The organism is Pseudarthrobacter sp. SL88, from assembly GCF_026672455.1.
Taxonomy (GTDB): domain Bacteria; phylum Actinomycetota; class Actinomycetes; order Actinomycetales; family Micrococcaceae; genus Arthrobacter.
In genome coordinates this window covers 4,032,220-4,051,887 of the sequence record NZ_JAPPRD010000001.1, presented here as the reverse complement: position 1 = coordinate 4,051,887, position 19,668 = coordinate 4,032,220, and the positions used below count along the sequence as shown (strand labels likewise).

Genomic DNA, 19,668 nt, shown 5'->3' with positions numbered 1-19,668 from the left:
GTCCATCAAAGGGCCTGGCCCTATGTCCTGCATAGGGCGTTCCTGTGAACCGGCTGTCAGTAGTCCGGGTTGCTGGGCACCACCAGCCCGGTTTCGTACGCGTACACCACCGCCTGCACCCGGTCCCGGAGGTGCAGTTTGGTGAGGATCCGGCGCACATGCGTTTTCACCGTGGCCTCGGACAGGAAGTACCGGTGCGCGATCTCGGCGTTGGACAGACCCTCCGCCATGGCTTCGAGCATCTCGGTTTCCCGCGGTGTCAGGTCACCCAGCAGCGGGTCGGGAGCCTGCGCGGCGGGGGCCGGGGCTGCCGCACCGCGGACGTACGTTTCCAGCAGACGCTGGGTGACCCTGGGCGCCACCACGGCGTCCCCGCTGGCCACCACGCGCACGGCCTGGATGAGTTCCGACGGCGCCACATCCTTGAGCAGGAAAGCGGACGCCCCTGCCTGGAGGCCGGCGAAGGCGTACTCGTCCACGTCGAAGGTGGTGAGGATGATGATGCGGGCCGGGGACCCTTCGGCAGTGATGGCCCGGGTGGCCTCGATGCCGTCCAGCACGGGCATCCGGACATCCATGAGCACCACGTCCGGGGTGAGGTTCCGGACGAGCTTCACCGCTTCGGCGCCGTCGGAGGCTTCGCCCACGATGTGCAGGTCTTCCTCGCCCTCCAGGATCAGGCGGAATCCCATCCGCAGGAGGGGCTGGTCATCCACCAGCAGGACGGTGATCGGTGCGTGTTCAGTCATGCCTTGCCTTGGAGTTCGGAGGGTGCGGTGATCGGTTCGGGGCGTTCATCAGCCGGGCAGGTCAGGACCACGTGGACGCGCCAGCCGCGCCCGCCCGGCCCGGCGGTCACGGTCCCGGAGTATATCCGGGCCCGCTCTGCCATGCCGGCGAGCCCCTGTCCGGTCCCAAAAGGCAGGCCTGATCCCGACGATGCGTCGGCCTGGGCGCCGCCGTCATCGGTGCGGTGGGCACTCCCGCCGGCGCCGTCGTCGTGCACGTCAATGGTCACCGTGGCGGCCTGCCGGGCGATGTCCACGTCCACCCGTCCCAGGGAACGCCCGTAGCGGAGCACGTTGGTGAGCGATTCCTGGACGATCCGGTACACGGTGAGCTGGAACGCGGCATCGTTGGGCAGCGCCGGGCCGGTATGCGAATAGTGCAGCGGCAACCCGGCGGTGCGGAAGCCTTCCAGCAGCTTCGCCAGGCTCTGCCCCGCGGCCAGCGGAGTCCTCGGGGCCGCCGTTCCGGCGTCGTCGCGCAGCACGCCCAGCACCCGGCGCATGTCTGCCAGCGCTGTCCGCCCCGTCCGCGACAGTTCGCCCAACACCTCGCCGGCCCGCTCGGGACTTTTCCGGACCACGACGCCGGCGCCGTCCGAGAGGCTGATCATCACCGTCAGCGAGTGGGCAACGACGTCGTGCATTTCCCGGGCGATCCGGTTGCGTTCGTTGACGGAGGCAAGCCTGGCGGTCCGCGCGGCCCAAGCGGCAACCTGCTGCTCGTGTTCCCGGCGCTGCTTCACCCCGATGCCGATGCCCGTGGCGATGACGTTGGACAGTGCGATGGTGGCACCGGTGGCGATGCTGGTGAGCAGGTGGAAGTCCGCCGGGTTGGCGCCCTGGTCCTGGACGAAGGAGTTTTCCATGGGCCCGACGGCGGCCAGCAGGTAGAGGAGGGCGAGCGGTGCCGTGGCTGCCGCCATGGTGATGAGCGCGAAGCGCCGGGTGTGCACCACCGCCACGGAATACAGCGAGAACCACAGGCCCGTTGAAACGTTGGACCCCCAGGGGTGCAGCAGCGTCACTGCGACCTCCATAACCGCCACGAAGGCCACCAGCCCCACCGGGTGGAAACGCCGCAGGAACAAGGCGCCGGCCACAGCACCCAGCAGCGCAGCGGCCAGCCACTTGCCGGAGACAAATGCATCCACGGCGGTGGGAGCCACCAGGAGGACGTAGCTCAGCGCCACCACGGCGTCCATGACGCGCGGGTGTTCGTAGAGGTAGCGCCGGATCCTGCCACGGCGCCTCTCGTTAAGCTCGGCAAAGGACGCGGCGGCCTGCCAGTTGCCGGCGACCAGCGCGTCCTTTGCCGTTGATGCTTCGTTCATGCTGTCCGCAGGGTCAGACGTCGCGATTCTTGAGCACGATCATGGCCGGCACCAGGAACAGCAGCACGTAACCCAGGAAGAGCAGGCCGCCCTGCCAGGGGTCGATGTAGGCGTCGATCTCGCCGATGGCCAGGAAACGGCCGCCCGCTTCGCTCGGGATGTACTGCGGTACGTACTTCCAAAAGTCGCCGGGGATGAGTGAGGCAAAGCCCGCGGCGATGGGGATGACGAAGAAGATGCCCACCAGCACGGTGATGGCCCCGGCTGAATTGCGCAGCAGGGTGCCCAGGGACAGGCCAATGAGGGCCACGCCCGCCACGTACAGGCCACCGGTGAAGACGCTGTAGACCACGCCGTCAGTGGACCAGGAGAGGTCAAGTCCCAGGCCCTGGAACATGGGGACGGACAGCAGGAAGGTGACGGCACCGGCCACCGTGGTGATGACGTAGGACACCACCGCCAGGATGATGGCCTTGGCCGCGAAGGCCGGGGTGCGGGCCGGAACGGCGCTCATGGTGGAGCGGATCATGCCGGTGGCGTACTCGGAGGCCATGAACAGGACGGCCAAGGCACCGAAGATCAGGATGCCGATCTGAAGCCCCGCGTTGGGCAGGTTGTACAGGTCCAGGCCGGAGCCAGGCGGCATGGACTGCTCCAGCATGTCGGAGGACGGTTCCAAACCCTGGGCCCTGGCGTTGGCGGCCATGGAATCGAGGATGTTGTAGCGGACGAACGCGGTCAGGACGCCGACGCCGATGATGGCTGCGAATGTCAGCACCAGCAGGATACGGGTGGACAGCAGGGAGAACAGCTTGATCCATTCGGAGCGCAGGACGCCGCCGAAGCTCAGGCTGTGCCGGGCACCGGCAGCGGAACGTGACGCGGGGGCGTTGTGAATTGTTGTGCTCATGGTCCTTACTTTCCTGCCGTCGCCGGAGCCGGGGCCGCCTGCGGCTGGGTGCCTGCCGGGCCGCCTGCCAGGTGCGAGTGGTATTCCACTTCGTCCTTGGTGAGGTCGAAGTAGGCATCTTCAAGCGAGGACACCTTGGGGGTGAGTTCGTAGACCAGCACGCTGTTGTCCAGTGCCACCTGGGCGATCTGCCGCGGATCCAGGCCGGTGACAGTCAGGGTTTCAGGCTCGCTCTGATCCACCGTGATTCCGTTGCCCGCCAGCAGCGACTGCAGGAACTGGGCGTCGTCGGTGCGGACCAGGGTCTTGGCCTGGCGGGTTCCGGCAATGATGTCCTTCACGGGTGCGTCGGCGATGATCCTGCCGCGGCCAATGACGATCAGGTGGTCAGCGGTCTGGGCCATCTCGCTCATCAGGTGCGAGGACAGGAACACCGTCTTGCCCTGGTTCGCGAGGTAGCGGACCAGGTTGCGTACCCACAGCACGCCTTCGGGGTCCAGGCCGTTGACAGGCTCGTCGAGGATCAGTGTCTGCGGGTCCCCCAGCAGCGCGGCGGCGATGCCCAGCCGCTGGCCCATGCCCAGCGAGAAGCCGCCGGCCTTCTTCTTGGCCACAGCCTCCAGGCCGGTCATCTCGATGACCTCGTGGACCCGTGCCTTGGGGATGCCGTGCGTCGCGGCCATGGCCAACAGGTGGTTGTAGGCGCTGCGGCTGGTGTGTACCGCCTTGGCGTCGAGGAGGGCGCCCACCTCGTGCAGCGGCGCCTTGTGCTGGGCGTAAGGCAGTCCGTTCACTGTGACGGAGCCCGACGTCGGCCGGTCCAGTCCCATGATCATGCGCATGGTGGTGGATTTCCCGGCGCCGTTGGGTCCCAGGAAGCCCGTAACCTGTCCGGCCCGGACTGTGAAACTGACCCCGGCCACGGCGGTCTTTCCGCCATAGGCCTTGGCCAGGTCTGTTGCCTCAATCATGGAGTGTTCCTTTGATCGGCAGCGCTGGGCTGCGGAATGCGTTTAGGGAGGTGGTACCCCCTACGCTACCCACGCCTGCAGGGCTTTTCGCCGGTCTCAGGGATGATTCAGGGGCGAATCAGGGTAGTCCCGACGGATGACCGCACCGGGGCATCCGGTGTCCGGCCCAAACGCGAGTGCGCCGCAACAGGTCCTAGGCCTGCGGCGAGTAGTAGACCAGCGCCCTGGGGACCACCCGGTAGTGCACCTTGCGCACACCGGCCAGTGCTTCGCCGTCCACTGCCAGCGCCATCGGCGCGCCGTTGGCGTCAATGGTGACCTCGGTTGCTTCACGGAGGTGGGTGATGCTGGAGCTGGCCACAGTTCCGGTCAGGACCGCCCATAGAAGCCTCAACCGTGCGAACGATTCATCCGCCGAGAAGATCCTGAAATCCAGCACGCCGTCGTCCAGCACGGGCCGGAGCAGCGGCGCATGGTCCCTGGGGTAGTAGCGGCCACGCCCCACGTACGCTATCCACACCCGGTGCGGGGTTCCGTCCACGGTGAGCGTTATGGGTGTTCCGGCGGCGAACGTCCGGAACATGGCCACCACTCCCGCCAGTGGCTTTCCGAGCGCCGGCTGCAGCTGTTCGCGCCGCCGCACCAGGTTGGGGTAGAGGCCGATGCTTGAGGTGTTCAGCATGATCAGCTCGGACACTTCGGGCGATCCGGCGAGGCCGCGCTCTGCCGTGACAAACCCGATGTCCGCCTTCGCCGCCTCACCGTTGGACGCCGCCGTTACCGCCTGCTGGAGGCTTCCAATTCCGGCATCCCGGGCAAAGTGGTTGAGGGTGCCGCCAGGGAGCACCAGCAGGGGCAGGGACCGCTCGATGGCGGCAGCCGCCGCTGCCCCGACCGTGCCGTCTCCGCCCCACACCCCCAGGGCTTTGGTTCCGGGACTGTCCGCCGTAGCGCCGATCTGTTCCACCAGGTCGTCCTCCGGACGAACCGTCACAATATGTGCCTCAGGGAATACTTCTCGCAGGGCATCAGCCGTTTGATCGGTGAACGAACCGCCCAGCGCGTTCACCACAATGCTGAGTCCTTTGCCGCCGGGTAGCTCCGGTGCTGGGGCCGCAGTGCGCTGGGTCTTGGGGATGGGTGGACGCACGGGCCACCAATGGCGGGTGACCAGGGCGGCACCCGCACCCAAGGCAGAGCCGAACAGGACGTCGGAAGGCCAATGGGCCCCGGTATGGACCCGGGAGTACGCCACCCCCGCCGCAGCCGGGGCGAGGGCGGCGCCGATGGCGGGCCGCACCAGGCCCACGCCCACAGCAAAGGCCACGGCGGAAGCGGAGTGGCCGGAGGGCATTGATGAGCTGGTGGGTTGCGGATGCACGAAGCGGAACACAGGAAGATGTTCCGGCAGCGGCCGCGTCCGGGGCAGCAGGGTTTTGAAGATGACGTTGGTAACGGAGGAGGCCACAGCCTGGGCCAGGAGGCCGTGGACGGCAGCCCGGCGGGTCTTGCCGGGGAATGCTGCCATCCCGGCGGCGATCGCTATCCAGAGTTTTCCGTTGTTGGCGGAAGCCGAGAGGCGGCGGAAGAAGTCGTCATGGTTGCCACCCGGCAGGTCCGAAACATGCCGGACAAGGTACCTGTCCATCCGGCTGATCCATCGGTGGCTGCCCCGCCATGTGCTGTGCATTCCCACACCCTACCGCCGCCCGCGCGTCTAGTCGGTCTTGAGCGGCCGCGCGGCTCCGGCCAGCAGCAGGGCGAGGAGGATGGGCGCCAGGATGGCCAGCAGTGCCTGATGGATGCCAACCACGTCGCCGAGGTATCCCAGCAGGGGCGGCCCGGCCAGGAAAGATATATACCCCAAGGTGGATACAACGCTGACGCGAGCCGCTGCGCGGGCGGGGTCGTCAGCTGCGGCGGACATGCCCATGGGGAAGGCCAGCGCCGCGCCGATGCCCCAGAGGGCTGCGCCCACTGCTGCTATCCAGACGGTGTCAGCGAGGACGAACAGGCCCAGGCCTGCAGCTGCCGCGGCCATGCTGGCGCGCAGCACCGCTACCCTGCCGTAGGCGTCGATGACGCGGCCGCCCAGGAACCGCATCGCCGTCATGGCCAGAACGAAGAGGGCGAACATCAGCGCGCCGGTTGAATCGGCGGTTCCCAGCCCATCCACGGAGGCTTTGGCAATCCAGTCGTTGCCGGCGCCCTCGGTGAGGGTGGCACCCAGTACCACCACGCCGATGAGGAGTGTCCTGCTGTCCCGCCAGGCGGAAGGACCCTTGGCCGGTTTGGTTTCGCCCTCGGGAAGTGCGGCTGCCACATGGGGAAGGAAGTAGCGCGGCGCAACCAGTGTTGCCAGCAGGACTACACCTGCAATGACCAGCAGGTGGAGCGGCAGGCCCACGCCGGTGTTGGACAACCCGGCGCCCACCAGCGCACCCACGAAGGCTCCGCCGCTGAAGGCCGCGTGGAACTGGGGCATGATGGTGCGCCGGAGCCGGTGTTCGACGTCGGCGCCCTCGATGTTCTGCGAGACATCCCAGAGTCCGATGGCGATCCCGAAGAAGAACAGGGAAATTGCGGTTCCCGGAATCGACGCGGCGGAGAGGGACAAGGCAATGCCCACACCGGCTGCAGCTGCCAGCATCCCGCCGAAGCGCACGGTGTTGGCCGTTCCGATCCGCCCCACCACCAGGCCGGCCGTGGGCAGGGCAAGCAAGGATCCCACTGCGGTGCACAGGAGCAGGGTTCCCATCTGGCCCGAAGTGATCTGCAGGATCTCCGTTACGGCCGGGATGCGGGCCGCCCAGCTGGCAAAGACGAGTCCGTTGATGCCGAAAACCACGAAGGTGGCAGCAGCGGCAGCCGTCACTCCGGCCTCCCGGGCCGTCCCGGTATTGGTGTTCATACGTTCACTGCTTCCACTGGATACCTTCGGAGTTGCGGCGCGGGTTGATCTGTCCGCTGTTACGTCTGCCTGCTGTTGCCTGCGGTAAGGGTTCAGCGTGCGCGTTCAACGCGCTTTTCATCCCATACCGGCTCCGCGGATTCGTAGACCTTGCCGTCGGAACCGAAGACAAGGAACCGGTCAAAGGTCCGCGCGAACCAGCGGTCGTGCGTTACGGCAAGGACGGTGCCTTCAAAGTGGTCGATGGCCCGTTCCAGTGCTTCGGCCGAGTGCAGGTCCAGGTTGTCCGTGGGCTCATCGAGCAGGAGCAGCGTGGCGCCGGACAGCTGCAGGAGCAGGATCTGGAACCGTGCCTGCTGTCCGCCGGAGAGCGATTCGTATTTCTGCTCCGACTGGCCGGCCAGGCCGTACCCGTCCAGGGCGCCCGCCGCCGCTTCACGGCCGAGGCCGGAACGGTGCTCGTCTCCCCGGTGCAGGATCTCCAGCAGCGTCTTGCCCAGGAGGTCTGGCCTGACGTGGGTCTGGGCGAAGAAGCCAGGCCTGATCCGCGCGCCCAGTTTCACGGTCCCTTCATGCGGGACCTCCGCGATCTCCACGTCGGATACGGGCACGTGTTCGCGTTCCGGGTCTGTGCCGCCCGTGGCGAGCAGCCGCAGGAAGTGGGATTTGCCGGACCCGTTGGAGCCCAGGACTCCCACCCGGTCACCGAACCACACTTCCGTGGAGAAGGGCTTCATCAGCCCGGTCAGTTCCAGCCGCTCGGCCACAATGGCGCGCTTGGCCGTCCTGCCGCCCTTAAGCCTCATCTGCACGTTCTGCTCGACCGGCAGGGCCTCGGGCGGGCCTGCCTCAAGGAACTTGGCCAGCCGGGTCTGGGCTGCGTGGTACCTGTTGGCCATATCCGAGCGGAAGGCCGCCTTGTTCTTGTACATGTTGACGAGTTCCTTGAGCTTCGCGTGCTCCTCGTCCCAGCGCTTGCGCAGCTCCTCAAAGCGGGCGTTGCGGTCTGCCCGGGCTTCCACATAGGAGCCGAACCCACCGCCGTGGATCCACGCGCCTGCGCCGCTGATACCGGGTTCCAGTGTGACGATGCGCCCGGCGGCGTTGTTCAGCAGCTCCCGGTCGTGGCTGATGAAGAAGACGGTCTTCCGTGATTCATTGAGCTTGGCTTCAAGCCAGCGCTTTCCGGGCACGTCAAGGTAGTTGTCCGGTTCGTCGAGCAGCAGCAGGTCATCCGGGCCGGCAAACAGGGCCTCCAGGACCAGGCGCTTTTGTTCGCCGCCGGAAAGGCTCGACGCCGGGCGGTGCTGCGCGCGGTCGAACGGCAGGCCCAGGGCGGCCATGCACACCTCGTCCCACACAGTCTCAACGTCGTATCCGCCGGCGTCGCCCCAGTCCACGATGGCCTGGGCGTACCGCATCTGGGTGGGCTCGTCGTCGTTCTCCATCATGGCGAACTCCGCCTCGTCCACCTCACGGGCGGCCACGGCCAGGGCCGGGGGAGCTGCGGAGACCAGCAGGTCACGGACGGTTGAGTCATCGCGGACCTGGCCCACGAACTGGCGCATGATGCCCATGGTCCCGGAGCGACCCACAACGCCCTCGTCGGGGACCAGATCGCCGGCGATGATCCGGAACAGTGTAGTTTTTCCCGTGCCGTTCGGCCCGATCAGGGCTGTCTTGGTGCCGTCCGGAACCTTGAACGTCACCCCGTTCAGCAGCTGGGTGCCGTCGGAGAGGAAGTAGTCGATGCCGGAAACGTCAATATGAGCCACGGGCTCCATCTTCCCACGCCCCCGTCCCGGAGTTTCTGTCCGGATGTGCAGGCCTGACCGCCCGGAGGGGCGCCTGTCCGGGCAATGGGCCCTAGCCGGCGGCGGTGAGGAATGCCTTCAGCAGCGGGCCGGAGGTGGTGGCCCCGAGCCCGCCGTCCTCCACGAAGACTGCCACGGCGAGGTCGCCGTGGACGGCCACGATCCAGGCGTGGGTCTTGGGCGGGTTTTCGTTGCCGAATTCCGCGGTTCCGGTTTTGGCTCCCACCGGCTGGCCCGGAACGCTGGACAGGAACCCGGCGTGGCCGGATGTCACCACGGCGCGCATCATGTCAGCAAGGGAAGCTGCCTCGGCGGCGGTGATCGGTTTGTCCGACGCCGACGACGGGGCTTCGGCACTTGCCGTCGCGGAGGGTTGCGCGGACGGCGCAGCGGATCCGCTGGCTGTCCCGGCGGCGGCAGCACCGCCGTCGGGGTTAAGGACAAGCTGGGGCGAAACCGGCGCTCCCTTGGCGACCGCACCGGCCATCATTGCCGCGGCCAGCGGGGAGAGCAGCACTTTGCCCTGGCCAATCATGGAGGCGGCGTGCTCCGTTCCGGCGGCGTCCGCGGGGACGGATCCCAGGAAGGCGTCGGCGCCCAGGGACGGCGCCTCGACGGCCAGTCCCATGGCCATCGCCGCTGCCTCAAGCTGGCCCTGGGACACGGAATCCCGGGCGGCGATGAACGCCGTGTTGCAGGAATGTGCGAAGGCATCCCGCAGGGTCACCGAGCCGAGCGAGCCTTCCGGGTAGCCCTCGGCATTCTTGAACGTGCGTCCGTCAACATTCAGCGTGGGGGTGCACTGCACCTTCGAGTCCGGCGTCAGTCCGTTACGGAACATGGCCAGCGAATCAACCATCTTGAACGTCGAACCGGGCGCGTACTGACCCAGCATCGCCGTGTTGTAACCGTTGCTGCCGGGACCGGACGCGGCGGCGAGGACGGCGCCGCTGGATGGACGGAGCGCCACGATCGCCGAGGCCGGCTTCACGTCCTGGAGGGTGGTCTCGGCAAGGGTCTGCAGGCGCGGATCCAGTGTGGTCTTGAGCGGAGTGCCCGGCTGTGGCGCGATTTCGAGGAGGACCCGTCGCGGGTCCGTCGCAGCGGACTGGATCTGTTCGCGCGTCAGGTCCGCGCGCTGGGCACGGATCACGACGGCGTCAGTTCCCCTGAGTTGCTCGTCGTACTGCTGCTGCAGGCCGCCGACGCCGGTCGCATCTCCGGCGGTCAGCTTGCCTTCCGAGGCTTCGATCTGCTCGGCCGTTGCCTGGCCGACTGACCCGAGCACGGCGCGGGCGAAGGTCCTGTTGGGCGCGAGCGGCACCGAGTCCGGAATGGCGCGGGCACCGGGGATGGCAGCAATCTGTTCATTGGTGACGGTGCGGCCTTCTTCGCGCAGGGTGATGGCGGGGACGAACGCTTCCGCACCCGAGGCCTTCACCTGCTGGGTGTACCCCGCCGGGTCCACCCCCACGAGGGCCGCAAGTTTCGCTGCGGAGTCGGCCGGATCCGCGGCGCCCAGTTGCGGCTTGTCGATCCCCACGTTCACCACCGGCCGGTAGGTGACCAGCGGGGCGTCTCCTGCTCCCAGGATGTCGGCACGCTGGGGCGACCGGATGCCTTTAGTGAGGATCTCCGAATCGTTGAGGTCCGGCACCAGGCTGGCCGGGTTCCAGACCGTCAGCCACTTGTCCCCGGATTTCCGGAAGGCAGCGGACGTGGTGTACTTCCAGTCGCTGTCGGCGATCTTCCAGCTGTAGGTCAGCGGCACGGAAGCATTCTCGCCGTCCAGGGTGATGTCCCCCGCCTCGACGGTGGGCTTGGCCGGGTCCAGGGCAGCGAAAACGTTCTTCAGCTGCTCGTTTGCTGCCGCAGCGTCCTTGCCGTCAAAGGCGACACCGCCAACATCCAGTCCGGAAACGGCTGATGCCAGCTGCCGGGCTGCGGCTTCCGCGCCGCCCCGTCCGTCGTCGCACGCCACCAGCGACGTTCCGAGAATGAGCGCAGCTACGGCAAGCGAAAGTTTTGTTGATTTCCCCATGGCGCCATTATCCACCGAGTTGGATGCGCTTTCCCCGCGCCACGGCGAGGCCGGACGGGCCGGAGGGGCCGGACGGGCCGGACAACAGGAGCCTGCTGGTGCTATGAACCGCCCAGGCCGAGCGCCGGCAGCCCGAGGCCGAACACGTCCTTGAGGGCATACTTGGCGGCGTGCATCCCGGGCATCCCGGTAACTCCGGGTCCGGGAGGCGTGGCAGAGGAGCAGAGGTACACCCCGGGCAACGGGGTCCGCCACGGCACGGGTGACACTACCGGCCGCTGGATGAGTCCCCTGAGGTCCATGGTCCCCACGCTGAAATCCCCGCCGATGTAGTTCCGGTTGTAGCGGGCGAGTTCCGCCGCGGTGACGGTGTTGGATTCGACGATCAGGTCGCGGAATCCGGGAGCGAACCGTTCCAGTTGGGCTGTCACGGCCTCGGTCATGTCCTTGGTGGATCCGGCAGGGACGTGGCAGTACGTCCACAGCGTGTGCCGTCCTGCGGGGGCGCGGGTGGCGTCAAAGCGTGAGGGCTGCGCCACCAGGACATACGGGCGCTCCGGATGCCTGCCAGCGGTTACCTCGTTTTCCGAGCGCGCCAGTTCCTCGCGGGTCCCGCCCACGTGCACGGTTCCCGCGTCAGTCAGCCCGGCAGCCTCCCAGGGAACCGGACCGGACAGGATGAAGTCCACCTTGCAGGAGCCGTTTCCGTACCGGAAGGACTCCAGCGATGACCGGTAGCGATGCGGCAGTGCGTCGCCTGCCATACCAGCGAACCCGCGTGGGGACACGTTGAGCAGGGCTGCCCGCGCGGGGGGAAGGTCGGTGAGCCGGTCCACCGGGGTGTCCGTGTGGATGAGCCCGCCGTGGTCCCGGATGTCCTGTGCCAGCGCCGCCGCGATGGCCGCTGAACCGCCCACCGGAATGGGCCAGCCGCCCGAGTGTCCCAGGGCTCCCAGCATCAGGCCTGCGCCGGAGGCCGCCAGTGAGGGTTGGTGGGAGATGGCATGGGCGGCCACTCCGCTCAGGAGCGCCGGGGCCTTGTCTTCCCGGAACCTGAGGTTCCACAGGAGGGATCCCTGCTCTGCGGTCCGCGCTCCGAAAATCCCTGCTGCCACCGGATTCCTGGGGATCCGCAGCAGCTGGTTCTGGGTGAAATCCATAATGTCCGCGGTCCGGGCAACCAGCGGCGCCATGAGGTGCCGGTAGGCAGCTCCGTCTTTCCCCAGCTCGAACGCCGTCCTGTCCAGTGACCGGTATGCCAGGGCGGCCCGGCCGCCGTCCAGCGGTGAGGCGTAGGAGAGTTCAGGAGTGACCAGGTCCACCCGGCGTGCGAGCTCGAAGGCACGGAAGAAAGGGGAGGCGAGTGCCATCGGGTGCACCGCCGAACAGACATCGTGGAAGTGGCCCGGCTGCATGAGTTCGGTGGTGCGGGTACCGCCGCCGATTGACCCGGCCGCCTCGAAGACTTCCACGGACAGGCCGGCGCGCGCCATGATGGCCGCAGCCGCAAGTCCATTGGGTCCGGCGCCGACCACGTTGACATCAGGCATGGGTGGATTCCTTCCAGTGCAGCAGCGACCCGGACGTCCGCCGGAAGTCCAGGCGGAGCCGGTCGGGTGCGTTGCTGAAGGGGCCGCCGTGCGGATCATCAAGGTTGTGCCGGCGGATGGGGTCGTAGCGGGGGTCGTAGATGTCCCAGGTAACCCGCGCCATCAGGTAGGCCACCGCGAGCATGTGCGCTGCCACCGCCAGGACGTAGTAGGGCATGTCCAGGTTGTGCTGGGAGGAGCCCGCGCTGGTCACCTGTCCAAGGTACATCCACACCGCGCCCCAGTGCAGGCCCTCGATTCCCTGCCACACCAGGAAATCCCGCCACTTCGGACGGGCCAAGGCGAGCAGCGGAATGAGCCAGAGCACGAACTGGGGTGAATAGGCCTTCCCCGTCAGGACGAAAGCGGCCACCAGCAGGAACACCAGCTGCGCCAGGCGCGGCCGGCGCGGAGCAGACAGGGCAACAACGGCAACCAGGAAGCACGCCAGGGCGAAGAACCCGATGGAAAGCAGGTCAATTGCCTCCGCGCTGATGACTGGCCGTTGCAGCTTGGCCGCCACAAGGTTGTAAGCGAACCACGGCGACCCATATCCGGCGTCCCGACTGGCGTTGAACTCGAAGTAATAGGCCCAGCCGCCGGGATTCGCGGCTGCGAACGGCAGGTTGACCGCTGCCCAGCTGACCGCCGCGGCGGATGCGGTGGCAAGGAGCGGCCGGAATTTTCCGGTCCGCACCGCCAACAGCAGGACGGCAACAGGGAACAGGAGGGCATAGGCGTTGGCTGCCACCGCCAGTCCGGTCAGGATTCCGGCGGCGACGGGACGCTGGGCGGCAAAAAAGTACATGCCCACGGCCAGCAGGCAGACAGCCCAGAGGTCCCAGTTGATGGTGCCCGCCAGGACCAGGCCGGGCGCCACGGCCACCATGGCCGCGTCCCATGGACGGCGCGCAGAAATCCGGGCTGTAGCAAGAACGGCAATCATTGCCGCCACGGCGAGCAGGACGGCATTGATATCAAAGAAAGCCAGCACCCGCGCCTCGGAAGTACCTTGGCCCGGAACCAGCAGTGAGGTCACGCCGGCAACAAGGCCCACCGCCACGGGGTACTCGAAGGGGCTGCTGACGATGGGGAAGGAGCCCTCGGCAAGGCCCCGGTTGCGGAACAGCTCGGGAAGGTCGGAATAGCAGGTGGCATAAAACTGAGTGGGGGATTCCCATCCGTACGCCCGGCAATACCCCTTAACAAGGACTCCGAGGAGGGCAGCAGCGAGGGTCAGCAGGATCAGCACACGGTCCACGGTGAACGGCCCGGGGGACACCACTCCCGGCTCCGATCTGCGCCCCAGCGGTCCGCCGACCAGCTCGGTGAAGTTCCGGAGCAGCACGTCGCTGCGGCTGGGAACAACCAGCCTGGACCGTCCACGGTGCCCCCGGGGCTCGGCGTCCTGCATGTTCCCGAGCTTACAGCCCGCCCCCGGGCACGAAGCCACGGGGGCGGGTATCAGCGCAGGCCTCCCATTTGCTGGTGCATCACGGCGAAGGCGTCGTCGCGGTGCTGTTCCAGCAGCCGGCTGTTGAACCCGGCCTGGGCTGGCCGCCTGCGGACTCGAGTCAGGAGCCTGCGGATTATTCGGATCAAGGTACTCACCCCCTTTGAAAGGTGTGAAGAAGATTTTGGGCACGGCCAATAAAGCCGTTGCCGAAAAGGGATTTGGGCATAAAGAATCATCGGAAAATGGCGCACTAAAATTCGATGATGGCAGGCGAACAATTAATTGCGTGCCTGAATAAACGGGAATACCGTCAGCAGGAGGCGGCCCGGACGTGGGTGCGGGAGGTACGGGCACCGGTGCAAGGGAGGCCAAGGCAAACCCTGCCGGCCGACAATGGCGGCATGCTCTGGGCGGCACTCAGCGAAATTGCACTCAAGCGTCCGGCAGTCCCGGCATCAGAAATTCCGCCGCCTGTGCGGCGGAATCACGGGCTAGTGGCCGGTGCGGCCCTGCGGAAAGTGAGCCTCGTGCGCGGAGGCCGGGGCAGCATTGACGGCCACATTCCATTCGCCAGTCAAAGTCATCATTCTCCCAACCTCCTTTTCTTTCATTCGCGGCATCGTGTGGATGCTGCAGCACGGGCAATGCCCCGGCGGAAAAGTCCTGGGGCTAGGAATAAAGGTACACCACGAATTACGCGGTGACCATCCTTTGAGCGTGAAAGAAGAGAAATTCCTTAAGGAACTGTTATTTAGAGTCCCCAGCGGACAATTGCGGGCGTTTTCTTATCCCACCCGAGCGTGCACACTTTTGCTGTACCGAGGACGAAATGCCGGCCCTCAACGGGAGGCAATTCCAGCCAGCGTGCGGTCAGGATGCGGGAGAAATGCCCGTGGGCAACCACCAGCACGTTGTCCATTCCAGATTCGAGGACGCGGCCGATGATCTTGTCCGCCCTGGCCGCCACCTCGTCCAGGCTCTCACCATTGGGCACCCCGTTGGTCCAGATCAGGTAGTCCGGGTTGTCCTTGCGGATGAGGTCGGAGCTGATGCCCTCGTAGTCGCCGTAATTCCATTCGACGGCGAGGGGTTCGTGCTGCGCATCGGGGAAACCTGCCAGCTCAGCCGTCCGGCGCGCACGGCGCAAAGGGGACGTGAGGACCAGGTCGAAGTCCACGCCGTCCAGTACCTTGCGGGCTTCAACGGCCTGCTGTTCACCTTCAACGGTGAGCGGCAGGTCCGTGAGCCCGGTGTACTGGCCGCTCTTGGACCACTCCGTCTCCCCGTGGCGGAGGATCCAAAGCTGGGGGCGCGGGGCGAGGGCGGGATTGGTCACTTGGACTCCTCAACATGGGAAGGTTCGACGCCGGCGGGGGACTCTCCGTCCGCCGGTTCGGCAGGTACTGCTTCAGGCTGTTCGGCCCACCAGCGGAGGAGCCTGGCCTCCGCGTCGTCGGCGGGCAGGGGGCCATGCTCCATCCGCTCGTTGAGGAGGAATTTGTAGGCCCTTCCCACCACAGGTCCGGGCTTGAGGCCCAGCAGGGACATGATCTGCGCCCCGTCCAGGTCCGGGCGGACCGCCTCCAGGGACTCCTGTTGACGCAGCGCAGCGATCCGTTCCTCGAGATCGTCGTAGGCGAAGGACAGCCTGTCTGCCTTGCGCTGGTTGCGGGTGGTGACGTCGGACCGGGTGAGGCGGTGCAGCCGCTCCAGCTGGGGCCCGGCATCGGTGACGTAGCGGCGGACGGCGGAATCGCTCCACCCGGCGTCCCCGTAGCCGTAGAAGCGCATGTGCAGCTCCACCAGGCGCGCCACGGACTTGATGGTGTCGTTGTCGAAGCGCAACGTCTTCATCCGCTTCGTGGTGAGTTTGGCGCCCACCATGTCGTGGTGCCGGAAGCTCACCGCGCCGCCCTGTTCGAAGCGGCGCGTAGCCGGCTTGCCGACGTCGTGCATCAGTGCCGCGAACCGCAGGACGAAGTCGGGGCCGGGCACGGGTCCCTCCGCGTCCGTTTCAAGGGCCGCCGCCTGTTCCAGGACCTGCAGCGAATGCTGGTACACGTCCTTGTGCCGGTGGTGCTCGTCGGACTCGAGCCGGAGCGCGGACACCTCGGGCAGCACAAACTCGGCCAGGCCCGTGTCCACCAGCAGGTCCACACCCACGCGGGGGCGGGCGCCGCAAATCAGCTTGACCAGTTCATCGCGGATCCGCTCGGCCGAGATGATGGTGATCCGTTCAGCCATGCCGGTCATGGCCTTGCGGACGTCGTCGTGGACGGAAACACCCAGCTGGGATGCAAACCGGGCGGCCCGCATCATCCGCAGCGGATCGTCGGAGAAGGACGCCTCCGGCGACCCCGGTGTCGCGAGTACCGAGGCGTGGAGGTCGCGGACCCCGCCGAAGGGGTCCACCAGTTCCATGGTGGGCAGTTTCAGGGCCATGGCGTTGATGGTGAAGTCGCGGCGCAGAAGGTCGTCAGTCAGCGATGAGCCAAAGGCCACCACGGGCTTCCGGGAGTCCGGATCGTAGGCTTCGGCCCGGTAGGTGGTGATCTCGATCTGGAATCCGGCCTTGCGCATGCCGATGGTTCCGAAGGCGCGGCCGATTTCCCAGAAGTTGTCCGCCCACTTCTTGATAAGGGCAACCGTCTGGTCCGGGGTGGCGTCGGTGGTGAAGTCCAGGTCCGGCGAGGTCCGGCCCAGGAAGAGGTCACGTACGGGACCGCCCACCAGCGACAGTTCGTGGCCGGCGTCGACGAAGCGCTGGCCAAGCTCCAGGACCACCGGGTCCACCTGGAAATCGACGGTGTGGGAATCAGTCTTGTGATGTGCGTGCGCCATAGTTACTTAAGCTTGGCAGAAACCCGGGGCACGGCAGGCCAAAAAGTCCGTCAAGATCCGTGGGATTCGCGGGCCGCCAAGAAACTGCGTCATATGCCGTCCATGTTTGCGTCATGTTCCGGTCATCACGAACGGGCAACAGTCGTTAGAGTGGACTCCATGGCCCATCCAGTACCGAGCGCTCCAGGCAGGAGGACAAACGCACCATTGCCATCGGCAATCGGTGCGCACGTTGCCCCTGCCCAGCACTCGGCGCCGGCGTCGCTGCCAACGGTGGAGGAAATTTCCGCCGGCGGCGTGGTGGTTGACACGTCCGACGCCGAGCTTCGGGTTGCAATTATCGCCCGCCTTAACCGCGGGGGACGCCTGGAGTGGTGCCTGCCCAAGGGACACCCGGAGGGCAAAGAGAACAACGAAGAGGCAGCGGTCCGCGAAATCGCCGAGGAAACCGGCATCGAAGGCAGCATCCTGGCCCCCCTGGGCAGCATCGACTACTGGTTTACCGTCAGCGGCCACCGGGTCCACAAGACAGTGCACCACTATCTGCTGCGTGCCACGGGCGGTGAACTGACCATCGAGAACGATCCCGACCAAGAGGCCGTGGATGTTGCCTGGGTCCCCATCCAGGAGCTGGCCAGGAAGCTTTCGTTCCCCAATGAGCGGCGCATCGCCGACCTCGCACGCGAGGTCCTGCCCGGCCATCTCTGACGCCGGGCCGGCTCAGCCCGCAGCGGCGTTGCGGTGTTAAGCGCCTCCGGGTGAGACGATGAATTCGATGTCAGCTACCAACTTTCCTTCCGACAAAGCGGGCCGGACCGGCGATGCCGCGCCGGAGGGCCTCCCCGAAGAACCTGCGGCTCCGGCCACCGCGCCAGCGTCTTCAGGAGCCAGCGAAACCCGCTCCAGCGCCATCATGGCCGCCGGCACCCTGGTGTCCCGGTTCCTGGGCTTCGGCAAGACCTGGATGCTCGGAACGGCCCTCGGCCTCGGCTCCACGGTCAACGACACGTTCATCAACGCCAACAACCTGCCCAACCTGATCTTCCTGCTGGTGGCCGGCGGTGTCTTCAACGCCGTCCTGGTGCCACAGATCATCAAGGCCAGCAAGGCTCCGGACAGGGGAGCGGACTACATCAGCCGCCTCCTGACCCTTGCAGTCCTGCTGTTGCTGGGCCTGACGGCACTGGTGACGCTGGCTGCGCCGCTGGTCATCGACGTCACCACGCAGGGATACAGTCCGCAGCAGAAGGCCCTGGCTGTCACCTTCGCGTTCTGGTGCCTGCCACAGATCTTCTTCTACGGCCTGTATGCCCTCCTCACCCAGGTCCTCAATGCCAACGGAGCTTTTGGGCCGGCCATGTGGGCACCTATCCTGAACAACCTGGTGGCTATTACCGGCCTGGGGATGTTCATCTGGATTTTTGGCACCAATGAGTTGAGCCCGCACACCCTGGACAACTGGGGGTCCACCCAGACGTTGTTCGTGGCAGGGTTCTCCACCATTGGGGTGCTGGCCCAGACGGCCATCCTGATGATCCCGGTCTTCCGGCTCAAGCTTGGCCTCCGCCCCCGGTTCGGCTGGCGGGGCGTGGGACTGGGCCAGGCAGCCAAGCTGAGCGTGTGGACCCTGCTGACGGCCGCCGTCGGGCAGCTCGCCTTCCTTTATGTCATGCGCATCGCCACCATTCCGGGCGCCGAACGCATCCGGCTGAAAGAGGCCGGCGATCCCGCCGCGGAAATGCTGCCCGGCAACGCCGTACTGGAGGTGGCAAGCCAGCTGTACCTGCTCCCGCACTCGATCATCGCCTTGTCCCTGGCCACGGTGCTGTTCAACCGGATGACCCGGGCTTCGCAGGATGGCAACCGGGCCGAGCTGCGCGATGCCCTTTCGCACGGCCTGCGGACCATGGCCGTGGCCACCGTCTTCGGCGCCCTGGCCCTCTTTGCCCTGGCCGGCCCGCTGGGCATGTTCTTCTCGGGCGGTGACCGCCAGGACGGCGTGATGCTGGCCCAGACGCTCACCATCCTGGCTTTGAGCACACCTTTCATGAGTGCCAACTTCATGATGTCCCGGGTGTTCTACGCCAACGAGGATGCGCGCACGCCGTTCCACGTCCAGCTGCTGTTGGCCGTGGTGTACGTGGTGGGCGCCTTTGCCATCCAGTTCATGCCGGTGGGCCAGATCATCTACGCGATCGCCGTCCTGTACATGGTAGGCAATATCCTCTCCGTAGTGATCAGCGCGTTCTTCCTGCGGCGCCTCCTCGGCAACCTGGACGGTCCGCGGATTGCCAATGCCTACATCCGTATGGGCTACGCCGCCCTGGGCGCGGCGATCGCGGGCGCCGGTGCCCTGTGGTTGATGGGCAGTTACAGCCCGGACGGTTTCGCTTGGAGCGGCCGTCTCCAGGCACTTGTGACGCTTGCGGTCGTGGGGCCAGTGATGCTTGCTGTGTACTTCCTGCTCCTGAGGCTGTTCCGCGTCTCCGAGCTGACGGACATGCTCCGGCCCCTGCTCGGACGGCTTGGACGTGGCGGCCAGGTAGCGCCCGCAGCGGCTGGCGGGGTCCCGCCGTCGTCCGCTCCCGAGGGTACCCCCTCAGTGGAAGCCGGGCCGGCAGCGGAACGTCCAGCCCGTGCAACCACCTCGGTGGATACGGGCCTCATTCCCCGGATTTCGGGTGAGTTTGATGCCGTGTCGTTCAGGGCAGGTCCGGAGCCTGAGCGGGAAACCTCCAGCGCGCATTACGACGACGACGCCTCGGGACCGGACGACGGCGGCTACCTGCCGGGAGAGGACCAGTCCAGCACCGCGCGCGGCGGATTGCTCCGGGATCAGATTCCGCTGCCGGGCCGGCGCACTTTCCAGGGCAAGGCAGGCCGGAACCCCTATTTCAGCCACCGGCGCCCCCGGAAAAAGTGACGTTGACGCCGTTTCGGCCCTTCGTTCTCCGCAGCCGCCCACCCTCAATCGGCTAGGATCGGAGAGGTACAGGGGGAAGTTGTATCCGGGAGA

15 protein-coding genes are annotated in these 19,668 nt (G+C 66.6%); 2 read left to right on the top strand and 13 right to left on the bottom strand.

Annotation, left to right across the window (positions count from 1 at the left end; translation table 11 throughout):
• Positions 1-56: 56 nt before the first annotated feature.
• The 13 genes from OVA06_RS18420 to OVA06_RS18360 form a co-directional block, all read right to left on the bottom strand.
• A complete protein-coding gene (locus tag OVA06_RS18420; protein WP_268160319.1) occupies positions 57-749 on the bottom strand; it encodes a response regulator in 693 nt (230 codons plus the stop codon).
• A complete protein-coding gene (locus OVA06_RS18415; RefSeq protein ID WP_268160317.1) occupies positions 746-2,119 on the bottom strand; it encodes a sensor histidine kinase in 1,374 nt (457 codons plus the stop codon). Before OVA06_RS18415 ends, OVA06_RS18420 begins: the two co-directional genes overlap by 4 nt.
• A gap of 13 nt (positions 2,120-2,132) precedes the next feature.
• Positions 2,133-3,029, bottom strand: a complete 897-nt coding sequence (locus OVA06_RS18410) for an ABC transporter permease (protein WP_056080315.1) — start codon at positions 3,027-3,029, stop codon at positions 2,133-2,135.
• Between the two features lie 5 nt (positions 3,030-3,034).
• The gene (locus OVA06_RS18405) at positions 3,035-4,000 is read right to left on the bottom strand and encodes an ABC transporter ATP-binding protein (protein WP_056080311.1); all 966 of its coding nucleotides are present in this window, start codon (positions 3,998-4,000) and stop codon (positions 3,035-3,037) included.
• Between the two features lie 193 nt (positions 4,001-4,193).
• Positions 4,194-5,690, bottom strand: a complete 1,497-nt coding sequence (locus tag OVA06_RS18400; RefSeq protein ID WP_268160314.1) for a bifunctional phosphatase PAP2/diacylglycerol kinase family protein — start codon at positions 5,688-5,690, stop codon at positions 4,194-4,196.
• A gap of 27 nt (positions 5,691-5,717) precedes the next feature.
• Positions 5,718-6,911 (bottom strand): MFS transporter, encoded by a 1,194-nt coding sequence (locus OVA06_RS18395; RefSeq protein ID WP_268160312.1) that lies wholly within the window; start codon positions 6,909-6,911, stop codon positions 5,718-5,720.
• A gap of 92 nt (positions 6,912-7,003) precedes the next feature.
• Positions 7,004-8,686 carry an ABC-F family ATP-binding cassette domain-containing protein gene (locus OVA06_RS18390; protein ID WP_268160310.1) on the bottom strand — a complete coding sequence of 561 codons (1,683 nt, stop codon included), beginning with the start codon at positions 8,684-8,686 and terminating at the stop codon, positions 7,004-7,006.
• A 91-nt stretch (positions 8,687-8,777) separates the two neighbouring features.
• Positions 8,778-10,766: a penicillin-binding transpeptidase domain-containing protein gene (locus OVA06_RS18385; protein WP_268160308.1), complete on the bottom strand. Its 1,989-nt coding sequence runs from the start codon at positions 10,764-10,766 to the stop codon at positions 8,778-8,780.
• Positions 10,767-10,867: 101 nt separating this feature from the next.
• Complete coding sequence (locus tag OVA06_RS18380) at positions 10,868-12,316, bottom strand: phytoene desaturase family protein (protein ID WP_268160306.1); 1,449 nt, start codon at positions 12,314-12,316, stop codon at positions 10,868-10,870.
• Positions 12,309-13,769, bottom strand: a complete 1,461-nt coding sequence (locus tag OVA06_RS18375; protein WP_268160304.1) for a glycosyltransferase family 87 protein — start codon at positions 13,767-13,769, stop codon at positions 12,309-12,311. Before OVA06_RS18375 ends, OVA06_RS18380 begins: the two co-directional genes overlap by 8 nt.
• A gap of 50 nt (positions 13,770-13,819) precedes the next feature.
• A complete protein-coding gene (locus OVA06_RS18370) occupies positions 13,820-13,957 on the bottom strand; it encodes a hypothetical protein (RefSeq protein ID WP_268160302.1) in 138 nt (45 codons plus the stop codon).
• Positions 13,958-14,562: 605 nt separating this feature from the next.
• Positions 14,563-15,147 (bottom strand): histidine phosphatase family protein, encoded by a 585-nt coding sequence (locus tag OVA06_RS18365; protein WP_045731238.1) that lies wholly within the window; start codon positions 15,145-15,147, stop codon positions 14,563-14,565.
• Complete coding sequence (locus tag OVA06_RS18360) at positions 15,144-16,652, bottom strand: CCA tRNA nucleotidyltransferase (RefSeq protein WP_268160299.1); 1,509 nt, start codon at positions 16,650-16,652, stop codon at positions 15,144-15,146. Before OVA06_RS18360 ends, OVA06_RS18365 begins: the two co-directional genes overlap by 4 nt.
• Positions 16,653-16,859: 207 nt before the next feature.
• Between OVA06_RS18360 and OVA06_RS18355 the strand changes: the two genes are divergently transcribed.
• On the top strand, positions 16,860-17,360 hold the full coding sequence (locus OVA06_RS18355; protein WP_056080292.1) for an NUDIX hydrolase: 501 nt from the start codon (positions 16,860-16,862) through the stop codon (positions 17,358-17,360).
• 67 nt (positions 17,361-17,427) lie between these two features.
• Complete coding sequence (murJ, locus tag OVA06_RS18350; protein ID WP_268160297.1) at positions 17,428-19,575, top strand: murein biosynthesis integral membrane protein MurJ; 2,148 nt, start codon at positions 17,428-17,430, stop codon at positions 19,573-19,575.
• The last annotated feature ends 93 nt before the right edge of the window (positions 19,576-19,668 follow it).